Source organism: Egibacter rhizosphaerae, assembly GCF_004322855.1.
In the GTDB taxonomy this organism is placed as follows: Bacteria; Actinomycetota; Nitriliruptoria; order Euzebyales; family Egibacteraceae; genus Egibacter; species Egibacter rhizosphaerae.
The window spans coordinates 2,383,017-2,396,070 of sequence record NZ_CP036402.1; the positions used below are offsets into that span (position 1 = coordinate 2,383,017).

Consider the following 13,054-nt stretch of genomic DNA (forward strand, 5'->3'; position numbering starts at 1 on the left):
TTCCGCGACGTGCGCTGCGTATCCCCTCGCGAGGAACCCGTCGACACGGAGGCTCGTGATGGTACTGGGACCGTTGCGCAGACTGCTGATCGTGCTGGGGGCGTTGCTGCTGGTGGCGGGGTGCGCGGACGACGTCGACGAGCCGGCGGCCGACACCGATGGCGACCCCGCTGACGAGGAACCCGACGGCGATCCGGACGACGACGAGCCCGACGAACCGGCCGACGACGAACCCGACGTCGACGAGCCCGACGACGAACCGGCCGAGGAAGACGACGCCGCGGAGGCCGACGTGGGGCTCCGGATCGAGGACGGCGACCTCGGCGAGTTCCTCGTCGACGGGGAGGGCATGACGCTCTACCTGTTCACCCAGGACGAGGGCGGCGAGAGTGTCTGCTACGACGAGTGCGCGGAGAACTGGCCACCGTTGCTCGTCGACGACGACGTCGAGGCGGGCGAGGGGGTCGACGAGGACCTCGTCAGCACGACGACCCGCGACGACGGCGAGGAGCAGGTGACCTACGGCGACTGGCCCCTGTACTACTGGATCGCGGACGAGGAACCGGGTGACACCGACGGCCAAGGCGTCGAGGATGTCTGGTACCTCGTGAGCCCCGACGGCGAGGAGATCACCGGCTCCGCCGATGACGCCGACGAGGACGACGGGGACGGCGAGGGCGAGATGGACACCGGCTACTGAGGCCGGGGAGGTGGACGCCGTCCAGCGCGAGCGGTCCGAGCAGGCGCGTCTGGTCGCGGGCGTGGCCGAGGGCGACCGGGGGGCTCTCGCCGCGCTCTACGACGCCTATGCGGGCCCGCTGTACGGCTTCGCGCTGCGGCGCCTCGGCGACGCGGCCCTAGCGGAGGAACTCGTGCAACAGGTGCTCCTGCAGGTGTGGCGGCACGCGGGCCGCTACGACCCCCAGCGGGGCTCGGTGCGGACCTGGATCATGGCGATCGCGCGGAACGCCACCGTCGACCTGCACCGGCGCCGGCCCGCCGACCGGCCCACGTGGCCGCTGCCGGACCGCGCCGTGCCCGATGAGAACGACGAGCTGGAGCACCTGCTGCAGGCAGAGATGGTCCGAGCGGCGCTGGAGCGGCTGTCCCACGAGCACCGTCGTGTGCTGGAGCTCGTCTACTTCCGCGGGTGCAGTCAGGCCGAGGCCGCCGAGCAGCTGGGCCTGCCGTTGGGCACCGTCAAGTCACGCACCTACTACGCGCTCAAGGCGTTCCGGCTGGCTCTCGAGGAGCTGGGGGAGGCACCGTGAGCACCCGGGACGATCGACACGGCGACGAAGCCTGCGAGGGCATCCGCGAGGAGCTCGGCGGGTACGTGCTCGGGGGCCTCGAGGAGCGCGAGGTCGCCGTCGTCGACGTGCACCTCGCCAGCTGCCCGGCGTGCCGCGCCGAGCTCGACGAGCTGTCCGGTCTGCCGGACCTGTTGGAACTGGCCGCGGAGACCCCGCCCCGCGTGCCGCCGGACCTGCGCGACCGCGTGGTCACCAGCGCTGCGCTGGAGCCTGCCGAGCCCGACCGGCCATCCTCCTGGGCTCGGCTCGTGCTCACCGTCGCGGCCGCCGTGCTGATCGGGGTCGCGCTCGGAGCGGCCGCGACCGTCGCGACGGTGGCCGGCGATCCCCCCGCGGACGATGTGGTGGCACTCGGCGACAGCGGACCGGACGAGGGCCTCGAGAGGGCCATCGACGGCGAGGCGCGGCTGCGCGACTCCCCCTCCGGCGTGCAGCTGCAGCTCGAGGCGCGGGGCCTGCAGCCGGACCCGGACGTGGCCTACTACCACGTCTGGCTGGAGCTGCCCTCCGGGGACCGGGTCAGCGCCGGCACCGTGCTGCCCGACGAGGACGGCGAGGTCGACGCGTCGCTGACCTGCGGCGGCGCGCTGGAGGACTACGACGCGTTGACGATCACCGCGCATCCGTACCTCGACGCCGAGGGCGACGCGCTCGTGCGCACCACGTTGAACTGACGGTGTGCGAGGACGGCCGACGGGCTGCGCGCGCTCGGTCAGCGCGTCGCCTTGGACGCGACGTAGAGGCAGTTCAGCGGGTCGTCGGGCAGGTCGTGCACCCCGATCTCGGCGAAGCCGGCGTCGCCCAACAGGCCGGTGGCCCGGTCGCGCCCCCACGCGGTTCCCAGACCCGCGCCGTCCTCGGACAGCGAGACGGTCAGGCAGTGCAGGGTGCTCACCGAGTAGATGAACGGGGCCAGCGGATGGTCGAGGTTGTCCTCCAGGGAGCTGGCCGCGTCGACGTCGTACATCACGAACACGCCGCCGGGTGCCAGGGCGTCGTGGATCCGTCGGAGCACGCCCGCGGGATCCACCAGATCGTGGATGACATCGAACGCGAACACGGCGTCGAACGGGGGGTCCACGGGCAGTTCGCGCGCGTCGCGCGCGTCGAACGAGACGTTGCCCAGCGCCCAGCCGGCCGCTTCCTCGCGCGCCCGATCGAGCGCGTGGGTGGCGATGTCGTAGCCCACGAACCTCGAGGCCGGGTAGTGGCGGGCCATGAGGTTGGTGGAGTGTCCGGTGCCACAGCCCACGTCGGCGACACGGATGCCGTGAAGCATGCGCTCGGGCAACGGGCTCGCGCACGGCAGGATGCCCTCCATGAGGGTGCTGTCCAGGACGCCGCGTGAGAGGCCGTCCATGACATTGGTGAAGGCGGGTCGATAGGCCTCGAACGGGACCCCGCCGCCCTCGGTGAACGCTCGGGCGACGTCGGGGACGTAGGTGGCCAGCAGCGAGGTGATCTGGCTCTGCGGCGCGAGGTTGAGGGCACCGCCGCCGGTGAGGCAGACCGCGTGCTCGGTTGGCAGCTCGTAGCGGACGGTCCGTGGGTCGTAGCTGACGACGCCGGCAGCGGTCAGGGCCGCGAGCCACTCCCGGACGTAGCGTTCGCTCGCTCCGCCACGAGCGGCGAGCTCGTCGCTCGAGGCTGGGGCCTCCGCGAGCCGGTCCAGCAGGCCCGTGCGATGGCCGACATCGATCATGTAGGTGACCATGCCGCCGGTGTAGTAGCCGAACACCCGCTCCGCGAAGGCTTCCACGGCGGCGGGGTCGGGTGAGGGCTCGGCTGTGCTCCCGCGGTGTTCGAGGTCGGTGGTCATCGCCTCCCCTTTCTCCCGGCGGCCGTCGGTCAGGCCGCTACGGGAGGACACTACGGGCGTGGTGCCGCGCGCCTCATCGGGCGGAATGCGCAACATGGCTTGCGGGCGGATGGGTGGATTCACCCACGCCGGGGACCGAGCCGCGGGGGCGGATCAGGGGTGGCGCTTGGTCATCTCATCGGGGTACTCGTGGAAGTACCGGGTGATCGTGTCGAGCGAGAACTCCGGCAGGATGGCGCTGGCGGGCTCGCGCTCGAGCAGGAAGACGAACGACGTGCGGACGAGCCGGTCGGCCTCGACCCCCTGGGGGAGGCCGGCCTGCGCGCGATCGGGCACGGTCACCCGGTGACGGGTCGTGCCGCTGTCGCTGCTCACCGTCACGTCGAACGTGTCGGGTGTGCCCGTGGGTTGGACGTCGATGTCGTGTGCGCTCATGCGAGCAGTCTTGCAGGCGCGGCGCGGACTCATGCATGCGCTGGTGGGCAGATGACCGCAGGGGCGCGGCCGTCCGCGTGGCAGCCCGCGGGTCGGTAGCGGAGGTTTCGAGTTCGGCAGCCTGGTCACAGTGGAGCGCGCTAAGCGTCAGCGGTGTCGGAAGCTCGGGCGCCGGTTGGCACTCCGCCTCGTGGGCGGACTACCGCGACGGTGCGGAGTCGTGCGCCCGCCAGTGACCCCTGCCGTCCCAAGGGTGCCGCCACGGCGGGGGGTGGTCGGGGCGTCTGCGTGTGGAAGAAGGTGAGGGCCCTGCTGCAGCAGCCCACTAACGAATTGCGTCACGAGGCGCTGTTTCACGCCGGTCACGATGGCCTCGTCGACTCGGTTGTGCCCTTCGTGCGCGAGGGGGTGCGCGAGGGTGAGGCCGTCCTGGTCGGCGCCACGCCGGCGAAGCTGGCTGCGATCCGTGCGGGGCTGCAGGAGGCCGAGATCGAGGCCGTGCAATGGCAGCGCAACGACGAGCGCTACGCCCGTCCGTCGCCGCTCCTGGGCGAGACGCTGCGATGGTGCGAGGCCGAGCTCGCTCGGGGGCAGCGGGTGCGCCTGTTGAGCGAGCCGCCGCTGGCCTCGGCCTCGCACGAGGACGCCCGGGAACTGTCCCTGATCGATGCCGCGTTCAACGAGGTCGCCGGCCTGGCGGGTGTGGCGGCGGTCTGTCTCTACGACCTCGAGGCGGTCCCCTCGCGGTGGATCGCGCAAGCGCGCCGGAGCCATGCCGAGTTGGTCGAACGGGACGGACGCCGGCCCAGCGAGGCCTACGTCGGACCTCGGGAGCTTTTGGCCGACGAGCACCTCGGGCCCCTGCCCTGGCCCTCGGGGGCGGTGCAGGAGCTGATCTGCCCCGCGCCCGACGAGGCGTGCTCAGCCGCGCGTGAGCTGGGTCGGGGCGCGGGACTGCCCGATCACCGCCTCGAGGCCTTCGTGGAGGCGGTCGGGGAGGTCGCCACCAACGCATGGGTGCACGCCCTTCCCGACCGGGGCCGCTTCTGGTGGGGTGAGGCACGGCTGGTCTGCGAGGTGAGCGACTACGGCCCGATCGATGCCGACGGCTCCCTGGACCCCCTGACCGGATACACCCCGCCGACCGCCGAGCGTCCCGGCGGAGGGCTGTGGCGCACCCGCCAGCTCGCCGACCTGGTCCAGATCCGCAGCCACGCGCACCGCACCGTCGTGCGGGTGCACGTCGACCTGCCCTCGGTCGCTCGCGCGGCCACCCCCCGCTGAAAGACAAGCCGGGCTCGGGAATGCCGTCCGGCGCGGACGCGTTGGCCCACACGGCGGCGTGCGGGCCTGCGGTGCGCACCTGTCCGGACGGCCCCGGGAGGGGCAAAGCGGCTCCCCGACGGTCACCCATCGCAGTGCGTCCCACCCTGCGTGGGCGTTTACCGGCGGAAGTGCGCGCCGATGGGGGCCGTGGGCCCGCACGCCGCCGCACGTCCCGACCCTCCACGAGAAGAAGCGCTCCCTTGCCTGCCATCCCGACCATCCACCCCGCCGCCAGCCCCGCCACCCTGCGCCTCGCCGAGCTCGGAGCCGAACTGCCGTCGGTCCCCCGGCGTCGGCCGCTGACCGTGTTGTGCGAACACGCCGAGCGGGACGCTGCGGCCGCCCGCCGCGTCGAGCAGGCCGTGCACACGCGCACTCACCACGCACTCGGCCGGGTCGGTGCCGCGCCGACGGTCGCTCGTGGCGGCGCCCTGCTCGCGGGCTCCACCCTGCTGGGCTTCGCGATCGCGCTGCTGTTGCAGGCCGAACTGGGTGCCGGCCCCTGGGACGTGCTGATCGGCGGCATCGCGGCACAACTCGGTGCCAGTCACGGGGCCGCGGCGGTGGCTGCCGGGGCGCTCGCGATCGGTCTCGGGGTCGCGATGGGCGGACGCCGGGCCGTCGGACCCGGGACGCTGGTCACCGTCGCGGTCGTGGGGCCCACCGTCGACGCGGCCCGCGCCGTGGTGCCGGCTGCTGCCAACGCCTTCGCGGGCACCGCGATGCTCGCTCTTGCGCTGGTCGCGATCGTCGCGGCGGTTTCGCTCATCGTCAGTGCGCGATTGGGGGGAGGCGCCGTGGAGGTGCTGACCCAGGGCCTGCGCGCACGCGGGGTGCCGATGCGGTGGGCGCGCACCGGGCTCGAGGCGACCGCGAGCGCGGTGGGATGGCTCGCCGGAGGTCCCGCGGGGCTTGCCACGGTCATCATCGCGGCCTCGATCGGTCACCTGCTGGCCTGGGCGTTGCCGCCCGCCCCGCCCCCCGGTCCGTCCTCCGAGGAAGCCAATGCATGCGACCGAACTGGATGTCCGGTTCTCGGACCTCGACCCGTACGGGCACGTCAACCACGCGGTGTACCTCACCTACTGTGAGATCGGTCGCGTCGCCGCGCTCGAAGCGGTCGGCATGCCGCTCGATCGGATGCAGCGCGACGGCTTTCACGTCCCCATCGTCGAGGTGCTCGTACGCTTCGAGCAGCCGGCGGTCCTGGGCGATCGACTGACGGTGACCTCCGTGCTCACCGAACTGCGGGCCGCCTCGGCTCGCTGGGAACAGACCATCTCGCGTGGGGCCCGGACGCTCGCGACCGCCTGGGTGCGCAATGCGATCACCGATTCGGACGGCCGTCCCTGCCGGGGTCCCGCAGGGTTGGCCGAAGCCCTCGACGCCCTGCGCGGGTGACCGGTGCGGACCGCACCGGCGTACCGGCACATCCGGTGGAGATTCGGGCTGGTCTCGTCCGACGGCGACGCGTAGCGTCCCGCGGCCTCGAGGGAGCGACCGGACCGGCGGGATCGGCGGGCGGCAGGCATCGGAGGCCGTCACTCCGCGGGAGGGAGTCGGGCGTCATGAGCGAGGAGGCCGCGCGGCAGCGTCCAGGAGCAGCGGGGCCGCAAGCCCCGGATACTGGGGCCGGGCACGCGCTCGTGATCGGCGCGGGCATGGCCGGGCTGGCGATCGCTAAGGCGCTCGCCGAACGGTTCGGACGGGTGACCGTCCTCGACCGTGACCGGATCCCCCCGGACGTCGCCCACCGCAAGGGCGTGCCCCAGGATCGGCACCTGCATCTGCTGCTGCCCTCGGGGGCGGCCGCGCTCGAGAGCCTCTTCCCGGCTCTCGGCGACGAGCTGGTCGACGACGGGGCCGCGACCGGGGAGACCGACCGGATCCGGATGTGCCTCAACGGTCACCGGTTGGCGCCGGCTCGGACCGGCCACCGCGCGCTGTTCGCCAGCCGACCGTTCGTCGAGGCGCACGTGCGTCGGCGTGTGCGCGAGGTACCGACGGTCACCCTCCGGGAGGGTTGCCGGGTCGTCGACCTGGCCCTCGATGATGCGAGCGCGCGTGTGGTCGGCGTGCACATCGGCACCCCCGGCGGGGACGATCCGGAGTTGCTGCGCGCCGAGCTCGTCGTGGACTGTTCCGGACGGCGCTCCCCCGTGCCGGACTGGCTGGCCGCTCACGGCTACGCCGAGCCGGAGGTGGGCGAGCTCCCTATCGAGCTGCGGTACGTGACCCGGCGCTTTCGGCTCCCCGAGGGTGCACTCGACGGCGATCAGCACGTGCTCGTCGGCCCGATGGCCGACGGGCCCCGCGGCGCGGCGATGACCCACGTGGAGGACGGCAGCTGGATCCTCACGCTGTTCACGATGGCCGGCGAGCGCGTCCCCACCGACGTCGCGGGCTTCGAGCAGTTCGCGCGCGACCTGCCGATCGGCGACATCGGGGAGGCCATCCGCGAGGGCGAGGCGTTGGACGAGGCGGCGAACTACCGGTTCCCCGCGAACCGTCGCCGCTACTACGAGCGCCTGGACGCGTTCCCCGCGGGCCTGCTGGTCGCCGGCGACGCGGTGTGCTCCTTCAACCCGATCTACGGACAGGGGATGTCGGTGGCCTCGATCGAGGCGACCAGCCTGAGACGACTGCTGCGCTCGGGCGATGTCCCCACCCCCCGCACCTGGTTCACCGCCATCGCGCCGGTGGTGGACACCGCGTGGGACCAGGCGATCGGGGCTGATCTCGCGGTCCGTGCGGTCGAGGGACGGCGCGGCGTGCCCGCCCGGGCCATCAACCGCTACCTGGCGAGCCTGCACGCCGCGGCTGCCCACGAACCGGAGCTCGCGGCGCGGTTCGTGCGCGTCGCGGGCCTCGTCGACCCGCCATCCCGGCTGCTGCATCCGACCACCGTCGCGCGGGTGCTTCGCGCGCGGGTGCTCCGCTCGCGGCTGCGTCGCCCCGGCCCCACTCGGTGAGGGTCCCGCCCCCGAGCTCGACGCCCGGATCAGCGGATGCCTAGACTCCGCCAGGGAAGGGGTGCGGATACGGTGAACGACAGGTATCGGGGGGCGCGTGACGTGGGACGTCGCAGGCCTCACTGATGCGCTGGCGCGTGGCGACGAGGGCGCTGCGCGCCGTCGTCTGGCGGGACTCCGTGGGGACTCGGGGCAGTGGGACGACGCGATGGAGCAGTTGGCGACGCGCGCCGCGGACGATGCGGTCGCGCTGGAGCTGCTCGTGGAGGCGATCGACGAGTCGGGCCTCGCGCGCCGCGCGGTCGCGCGGGTCCTGGTCGACGAGGCTGCGGTCGAGGACGTCGCCCAGGACGTGCTGGTGGGCGTGGCGACGTCGGTGGGATCGTTCCGCGGCGAGGCCCGCTTCTCGACCTGGTTGCACGCGCTCGCTCGCAACCGTGCGGTCGACCACCTGCGGCGTCAGCGCGCCACATCCCCGCTCGAGGCCGAGGACGTCGGTGACGCCGAGCGCATGAGTTCGCTCATCGCGGGGCGCGAGACCGCGCGACAGCTGCTCTCGCGTCTGCCCGAGCACTACCGCGAGCCGGTGCGGCTGCGTGACGTCGAGCGTCTGCCCTACGGCGAGATCGCCGACCGTCTCGACCGCAACGAGAACACCGTGAAGGCCCATGTCGCCCGCGGGCGCGCGCTGCTGGCGACGATGCTGGAGCCGTTCCCGGGCGAGGGCGCGCGTTGATGCGGGGTGCCCTCGAGTGGGTCGGGCGGTTCCGCCTCGTCGAGGTGATCGGCACCGGCGCGTTCGCGACCGTGCACCGCGCCGAGGACGAACGTCTCGGCGACACCGTCGCGGTGAAGGTGCTCGCGGAGAACCACAGCCTCGACCCCGAGGTGCGGGAACGCTTCCTGGACGAGGGCCGGGTGTTGCGGCGCATCGACAGTCCACACGTCGTCAGCGTTCACGACCTCGGCGAGACCGATCGCCAACAGCCCTACCTCGTGTTGGAGCACGCCGACCGCGGCACCTTGGCCGACCGGGTCGCCACGCGCCGCGCGCAGGGATGGGCCGCTCACCCCCAAGACGTCCTGACCATCGCCGAGCCCTTGGCCGCGGCGATCGAGTCGGTCCATCGCGCCGATCTCGTGCACCGGGACCTGAGTCCCGGCAACCTCCTGATCCGCTCGACCGTGGCGCCGAGCACGTCCGCGAGCTCCGGGCTGCTCGACGCCGACGAGCGTCTGCTCGTCGCCGATCTCGGCCTCTGCAAGGATCTCGCCCGCCACTCCGGCCTCACCGCGGCAGGGGGCACCGACGGGTTCCGCCCGCCCGAGCAACGCGCCGGGCCCGCGGTGGTGTCCCCCGGCGCTGACTTGTGGGCGTTGTCGGCACTGCTCGTGTGGCTGGTCGTCGGGCGGGCGCCCGAGCAGGTCGAGGACGTGCCAGCCGCCATCGCGTCCGCGGGGTTGCCGCGGTCGCTGGGCGAGGTGCTCGAGCGCAGCCTCGCCCACGACCCGGGGCAGCGCCATGCCGACGGCACGGAGTGGTGGCGGAGCGTGCACGCTGCGGTCGCGCCGCCGAGAGGCCCTGGCGCGGGGCCGCGCGCAGGAGGCGGTGACCCCGGGGCCGGTGATCCAGGGACGTTCGCGCAGGGGCCTTCGGACGACGGGGTCGGCCCTCCACCCGATCCGCAGGACCGCCACGATCTGCCAGCCCCCTCTGGCGAGGCGGCCCGGCAGGGCTCTTCGTCCATGCCGGTTCGGGTCCTGCGGGGTCTGGCCTTGCTGGGCGTGGGGCTGGGCGTCGGGATCCTCGGCGGCCTGCTCCTCGATCGGGATCCCGTCGAGCTGCGCGATCTCGGCGACGGCGACGTCCACGTCGAGCGCTCCGCCGGTGATGCGTCGGTGGCGCTCGCCGGCCCCGAGGAGGTGCCCGTCGGTGAGACCGCCGTCTTCGTCGCCGACCTCGACGGGGTCGACGGGTGGGCGTGGATCGCGCCCGACGGGACCGTGCGCGCAGGCCAGTCGCGTCTGCAGTTCCGCACCTCGACGCCCGGGGTCGCCACGGTGCGGCTGCTCGGTGTCCCCGACGAGGGGGATCCGCTGGAGGTGACCCACGACGTCCGAGTGATCGCGGACTGATGTCGAGATCGCTTGTCGAGATCGCTGCAACCGACGTCGGAGGCGCTGCGACGAACGGAGTGAAGGGCAGAGCCAAAGGTTCGGGTCGAAAGGGGATGACGATGCGGGACTGGTGGAGACACGGGGGCCTCCTCGGGCTGCTCGTGGTGCTGGCGTTCGCTCTCATGGCGTGCGGTGAGGACGAGGACGCCGAGACCGAGACGGTCGACGACGAGGAGACCGAGGCCGAGACGGGCGACGAGGCCGAGGACGGGGAGGACGAGGAACGGATCGCCGAGCTGGAGGACGAGCTCGAGGAGGCGCGCGAGGCGGCCGGCGACGGAGCCGATGGGCCCGATGGTGGCGATGAGGGGGCTGGGTCCGACGACGAGGAGACCGAGGGGGAGGCCGAGGACGGGAGCGTGCAGCCCGGAACGACACGGACACGGGGTGAGCCGCTGGCGGAGCTGCCCGGACCCCTCGACGGCGAGGTGACGGCCTACATCGACCAGTTCGCCCGCCGGGGCGAGCTCGTGGAGCTGTCGTTCACGATCGTGAACTCGCACGAGAGCGAGGGCTGGGGGTCTGGCTGGGGAGAGGGACCCAGCATGATGGACGGCGGGCTCGACGACGACGACCCCGCCAATCACAGCATCTACGGGGTGACGCTCGTCGACAGCGAGAACGCGCAGCGCCACTACCCCATGCGCGACCCGGACGGACGGTGCACGTGCAGCTCCGACGCGCCGAACCTGAACTCGGGCGACAGCGTCGGGATGTCGGCCACCTACCCCGCCCCGCCCGATGACGTCGACGAGATGACGGTGCAGATCCCGCACTTCGGCTCGATCGACTTGGAGTTCGAGTGATGGCTGCCCGCGCCCTGGCCGCTGGGGGGCCGCCGTGGACCGTGTTCGCCGCTGCGCTCGGGGTCGGCGGTGCCGGTCTGCTCCTCCTCGCGGTGCCCGCGGTGGCCGACGAGCAGGACGAGCGCGCCCCGGAGGCGCCCGGGGTGGCCGACCTCCCGGGCGCGAGCAACGCGCCGGTGCCGCTCGAGGGCGAGCTGGTGCCGCTTGAGGGCGAGCCGCTGGCGCTCGAGGCCACGATCGCCTCGCTCTACGGCGACGTCGACGGCGTCACCGTGACCGAGGGCGAGGACGGGACCGAGATCTCCACCGCCGCCGACATCCTGTTCGAGTTCGACGAGTCCGACCTCACCGACGAGGCGATGGAGGTGCTCGCCGAGGCCGCCGAGATCCTCGCGGAAGCGGAGCCGGACGACGTCCTCGTCGAGGGGCACACCGACGGGATCGGCGACGACGACTACAACGACCAGCTGTCGCTCGAGCGTGCCGAGGCGGTGATCGCCGAGCTCGCCGATCGCGACGAGCTGTCGGGCATCGCGTTCGAGGCCGAGGGGCGCGGTTCCCGCGAGCCCATCGCGGCGGAGGAGGACGAGGACGGCAACGACCTCGAGGACGGGCGGGCGCGCAACCGCCGGGTCGAGCTCAGCTTCGAGGACGGGTGAGTCGGATCGGTTCGGCAGACGACGAGATGAGGAGGCGCTGATGTCCGCGGAGATTCCGGCCGGTTGGTACCCGGACCCGGGTGGATCTGGGGGTGTGCGGTGGTGGGACGGCTCGCACTGGACCGATGAGGTGCGCGCCGAGGAGGCCCGGGACACCTCCGCGGGCGCAGGGGATCACCCGGCTGACCCGGCGGTCGGGGGCGGACCCGGGCAGCCCGCGGTCACGGCGGCACCGCCCCTCACGGGGCAGCTGTCGACGACCGCGAAACTGCTCGTCGTGCTGCTGGCCGCGCCGTTCGTCCTCGAACTGCTCGGCACCGTCGCCGCTCTGCTGTTCTTCCCCGGTGTCGCCGACATCGGCGGGTTCGGCGATCTCGCGGGGGCAATCGCGCCGTGGCTCGGCCTCGGGGTGGTGACGGGCCTGCTGGGAGTCGCGAGCACGGTCGTGTTCATCGTCTGGTTCTGGCAGGTGTACTCGAACGTGTCGCGACTCAGCCACGTCCGCTCGCGTCTGGGGACGGGCTGGGCCGTGGGCACGTGGTTCGTGCCGGTGCTGAACCTCATCCGCCCCTACTCGATGGCCTGGGAGGCCTACACCGCGGGCATCCCCGACGACCACATCCGCTTCCGCGACCGCGAGTGGCGTCGACGCCAGCGGCCCGCGGGATGGCTGATCCCGGCGTGGTGGGCCGCGGCGCTCGCCTACACGGCCAGCACGTTCGAGTTCCAGGCGAACTGGGGCGGCGATGGGGTCGACTTCTTCTTCCCGTGGTGGGTGACGCTACCGGCCCAGGCGGCGGCAACCGTGCTCGCGATCGCGGTCGTGGCGCTCATCACGCGCCGCCAGCTCGCGCGCGTGGGCCTCGAGTGGACGTGGCGACCCGGGGGGACGCGATGAGCGGTGAGCCACCGAGCCCCCCGCACCCGTCTTCCGGGCCACCCGCCAGCGGCTGGTATCCCGACCCGGAGGGCTCCGGCGGGCTGCGCTACTGGGACGGGGCCCAGTGGACGACCCGGACGGTCGACGCGGCACGAGCCGGTTCCGGCGACGCGAATCGCAGCCGCACGTGGCTCTGGGTGACGGTCATCGTCTGCGTGACCCTGCTGGCGCTCGGCGGCCTCGCCGCGTGGACGTTCACGACCGTTTTCGGGGTGTTCGACGACGCGTTCTCCGACTTCCCCGGGTTCGACGATCTTGGCATCGGGGCGCTCGAGGCGGCCGGAACGACTGCCGAGTTGCTCGCGGCCGGCGACGAGGGCGGGCTGGAGGCCCTCTGGTGCGAACCGCCCGACGCGGCGCGCGACTCCGCCGAGGTGTGGCGGGACCTGGAGGCGGTCGAAGCGCGGCTCGGGGAGCTCCGCGACGCCGAGGCGCGGTCCTCACGCGGATCGTCGCCCGTCGGGCACGCGACGCTCGTCACCGAGCATCCCGAGGGCGAGCAGGCGTGGCGGGCCCAACTCCGCGAACAGGACGAGTCGTGGCGCGTGTGCGACCTCACGCCCGACGACGACGCGACACCGCAGGACCTCGACGAGGAGGTCTGAC

The 13,054-nt window shown here is 72.9% G+C and carries 15 protein-coding genes; 13 read left to right on the forward strand and 2 right to left on the reverse strand.

What is annotated here, in order from left to right:
- The first annotated feature begins 58 nt into the window (after positions 1-58).
- From ER308_RS11115 to ER308_RS11125, 3 genes are read left to right on the forward strand one after another with little or no spacing between them, the layout of a single operon-like run.
- Positions 59-700 carry a COG4315 family predicted lipoprotein gene (locus tag ER308_RS11115; protein WP_131155053.1) on the forward strand — a complete coding sequence of 214 codons (642 nt, stop codon included), beginning with the start codon at positions 59-61 and terminating at the stop codon, positions 698-700.
- Between the two features lie 10 nt (positions 701-710).
- Positions 711-1,271: a sigma-70 family RNA polymerase sigma factor gene (locus ER308_RS11120; protein ID WP_205745572.1), complete on the forward strand. Its 561-nt coding sequence runs from the start codon at positions 711-713 to the stop codon at positions 1,269-1,271.
- Positions 1,268-1,987: an anti-sigma factor domain-containing protein gene (locus ER308_RS11125; protein WP_165492011.1), complete on the forward strand. Its 720-nt coding sequence runs from the start codon at positions 1,268-1,270 to the stop codon at positions 1,985-1,987. Before ER308_RS11120 ends, ER308_RS11125 begins: the two co-directional genes overlap by 4 nt.
- Positions 1,988-2,025: 38 nt before the next feature.
- Here ER308_RS11125 and ER308_RS11130 read toward each other — a convergent pair whose 3' ends face one another.
- Both ER308_RS11130 and ER308_RS11135 read right to left on the reverse strand, forming a co-directional pair.
- Positions 2,026-3,132: a class I SAM-dependent methyltransferase gene (locus tag ER308_RS11130; protein WP_131155056.1), complete on the reverse strand. Its 1,107-nt coding sequence runs from the start codon at positions 3,130-3,132 to the stop codon at positions 2,026-2,028.
- A gap of 153 nt (positions 3,133-3,285) precedes the next feature.
- The gene (locus ER308_RS11135) at positions 3,286-3,567 is read right to left on the reverse strand and encodes a hypothetical protein (RefSeq protein WP_131155057.1); all 282 of its coding nucleotides are present in this window, start codon (positions 3,565-3,567) and stop codon (positions 3,286-3,288) included.
- Positions 3,568-3,855: 288 nt separating this feature from the next.
- Here ER308_RS11135 and ER308_RS11140 point away from each other — a divergent pair, with 288 nt between their 5' ends.
- The 10 genes from ER308_RS11140 (at position 3,856) to ER308_RS11185 (ending at position 13,053) form a co-directional block, all read left to right on the forward strand.
- Complete coding sequence (locus tag ER308_RS11140; RefSeq protein WP_165492012.1) at positions 3,856-4,851, forward strand: sensor histidine kinase; 996 nt, start codon at positions 3,856-3,858, stop codon at positions 4,849-4,851.
- 242 nt (positions 4,852-5,093) lie between these two features.
- A complete protein-coding gene (locus tag ER308_RS11145; RefSeq protein WP_131155059.1) occupies positions 5,094-5,984 on the forward strand; it encodes a DUF6198 family protein in 891 nt (296 codons plus the stop codon).
- Positions 5,899-6,294 carry an acyl-CoA thioesterase gene (locus ER308_RS11150; protein ID WP_131155060.1) on the forward strand — a complete coding sequence of 132 codons (396 nt, stop codon included), beginning with the start codon at positions 5,899-5,901 and terminating at the stop codon, positions 6,292-6,294. The genes ER308_RS11145 and ER308_RS11150 overlap by 86 nt, the downstream gene beginning before the upstream one ends.
- A 167-nt stretch (positions 6,295-6,461) precedes the next feature.
- Positions 6,462-7,865 carry an NAD(P)/FAD-dependent oxidoreductase gene (locus tag ER308_RS11155; RefSeq protein ID WP_131155061.1) on the forward strand — a complete coding sequence of 468 codons (1,404 nt, stop codon included), beginning with the start codon at positions 6,462-6,464 and terminating at the stop codon, positions 7,863-7,865.
- Positions 7,866-7,962: 97 nt separating this feature from the next.
- Positions 7,963-8,601 (forward strand): RNA polymerase sigma factor, encoded by a 639-nt coding sequence (locus tag ER308_RS11160; RefSeq protein ID WP_131155062.1) that lies wholly within the window; start codon positions 7,963-7,965, stop codon positions 8,599-8,601.
- Entirely contained in the window at positions 8,601-10,001 is a 1,401-nt protein-coding gene (locus ER308_RS22055; RefSeq protein ID WP_205745573.1) for a serine/threonine-protein kinase, read from the forward strand. The genes ER308_RS11160 and ER308_RS22055 overlap by 1 nt, the downstream gene beginning before the upstream one ends.
- A gap of 101 nt (positions 10,002-10,102) precedes the next feature.
- Entirely contained in the window at positions 10,103-10,849 is a 747-nt protein-coding gene (locus ER308_RS11170; RefSeq protein ID WP_131155063.1) for a hypothetical protein, read from the forward strand.
- Positions 10,849-11,508, forward strand: a complete 660-nt coding sequence (locus ER308_RS11175; protein ID WP_131155064.1) for an OmpA family protein — start codon at positions 10,849-10,851, stop codon at positions 11,506-11,508. Before ER308_RS11170 ends, ER308_RS11175 begins: the two co-directional genes overlap by 1 nt.
- 40 nt (positions 11,509-11,548) lie before the next feature.
- On the forward strand, positions 11,549-12,406 hold the full coding sequence (locus ER308_RS11180; protein ID WP_131156993.1) for a DUF4328 domain-containing protein: 858 nt from the start codon (positions 11,549-11,551) through the stop codon (positions 12,404-12,406).
- The gene (locus ER308_RS11185; protein ID WP_131155065.1) at positions 12,403-13,053 is read left to right on the forward strand and encodes a DUF2510 domain-containing protein; all 651 of its coding nucleotides are present in this window, start codon (positions 12,403-12,405) and stop codon (positions 13,051-13,053) included. Before ER308_RS11180 ends, ER308_RS11185 begins: the two co-directional genes overlap by 4 nt.
- The last annotated feature ends 1 nt before the right edge of the window (position 13,054 follow it).

Excerpts from the sequence above, each read along its gene's own strand:
- ER308_RS11155 (WP_131155061.1), top strand. The coding sequence starts at position 6,462 with ATGAGCGAGGAGGCCGCGCGGCAGCGTCCAGGAGCAGCGGGGCCGCAA.
- ER308_RS11185 (WP_131155065.1), top strand. The coding sequence starts at position 12,403 with ATGAGCGGTGAGCCACCGAGCCCCCCGCACCCGTCTTCCGGGCCACCC.
- ER308_RS11130 (WP_131155056.1), bottom strand. The coding sequence starts at position 3,132 with ATGACCACCGACCTCGAACACCGCGGGAGCACAGCCGAGCCCTCACCC.
- ER308_RS11135 (WP_131155057.1), bottom strand. The coding sequence starts at position 3,567 with ATGAGCGCACACGACATCGACGTCCAACCCACGGGCACACCCGACACG.
- ER308_RS11115 (WP_131155053.1), top strand. The coding sequence starts at position 59 with ATGGTACTGGGACCGTTGCGCAGACTGCTGATCGTGCTGGGGGCGTTG.
- ER308_RS11180 (WP_131156993.1), top strand. The coding sequence starts at position 11,549 with ATGTCCGCGGAGATTCCGGCCGGTTGGTACCCGGACCCGGGTGGATCT.
- ER308_RS22055 (WP_205745573.1), top strand. The coding sequence starts at position 8,601 with ATGCGGGGTGCCCTCGAGTGGGTCGGGCGGTTCCGCCTCGTCGAGGTG.
- ER308_RS11170 (WP_131155063.1), top strand. The coding sequence starts at position 10,103 with ATGCGGGACTGGTGGAGACACGGGGGCCTCCTCGGGCTGCTCGTGGTG.
- ER308_RS11150 (WP_131155060.1), top strand. The coding sequence starts at position 5,899 with ATGCATGCGACCGAACTGGATGTCCGGTTCTCGGACCTCGACCCGTAC.
- ER308_RS11175 (WP_131155064.1), top strand. The coding sequence starts at position 10,849 with ATGGCTGCCCGCGCCCTGGCCGCTGGGGGGCCGCCGTGGACCGTGTTC.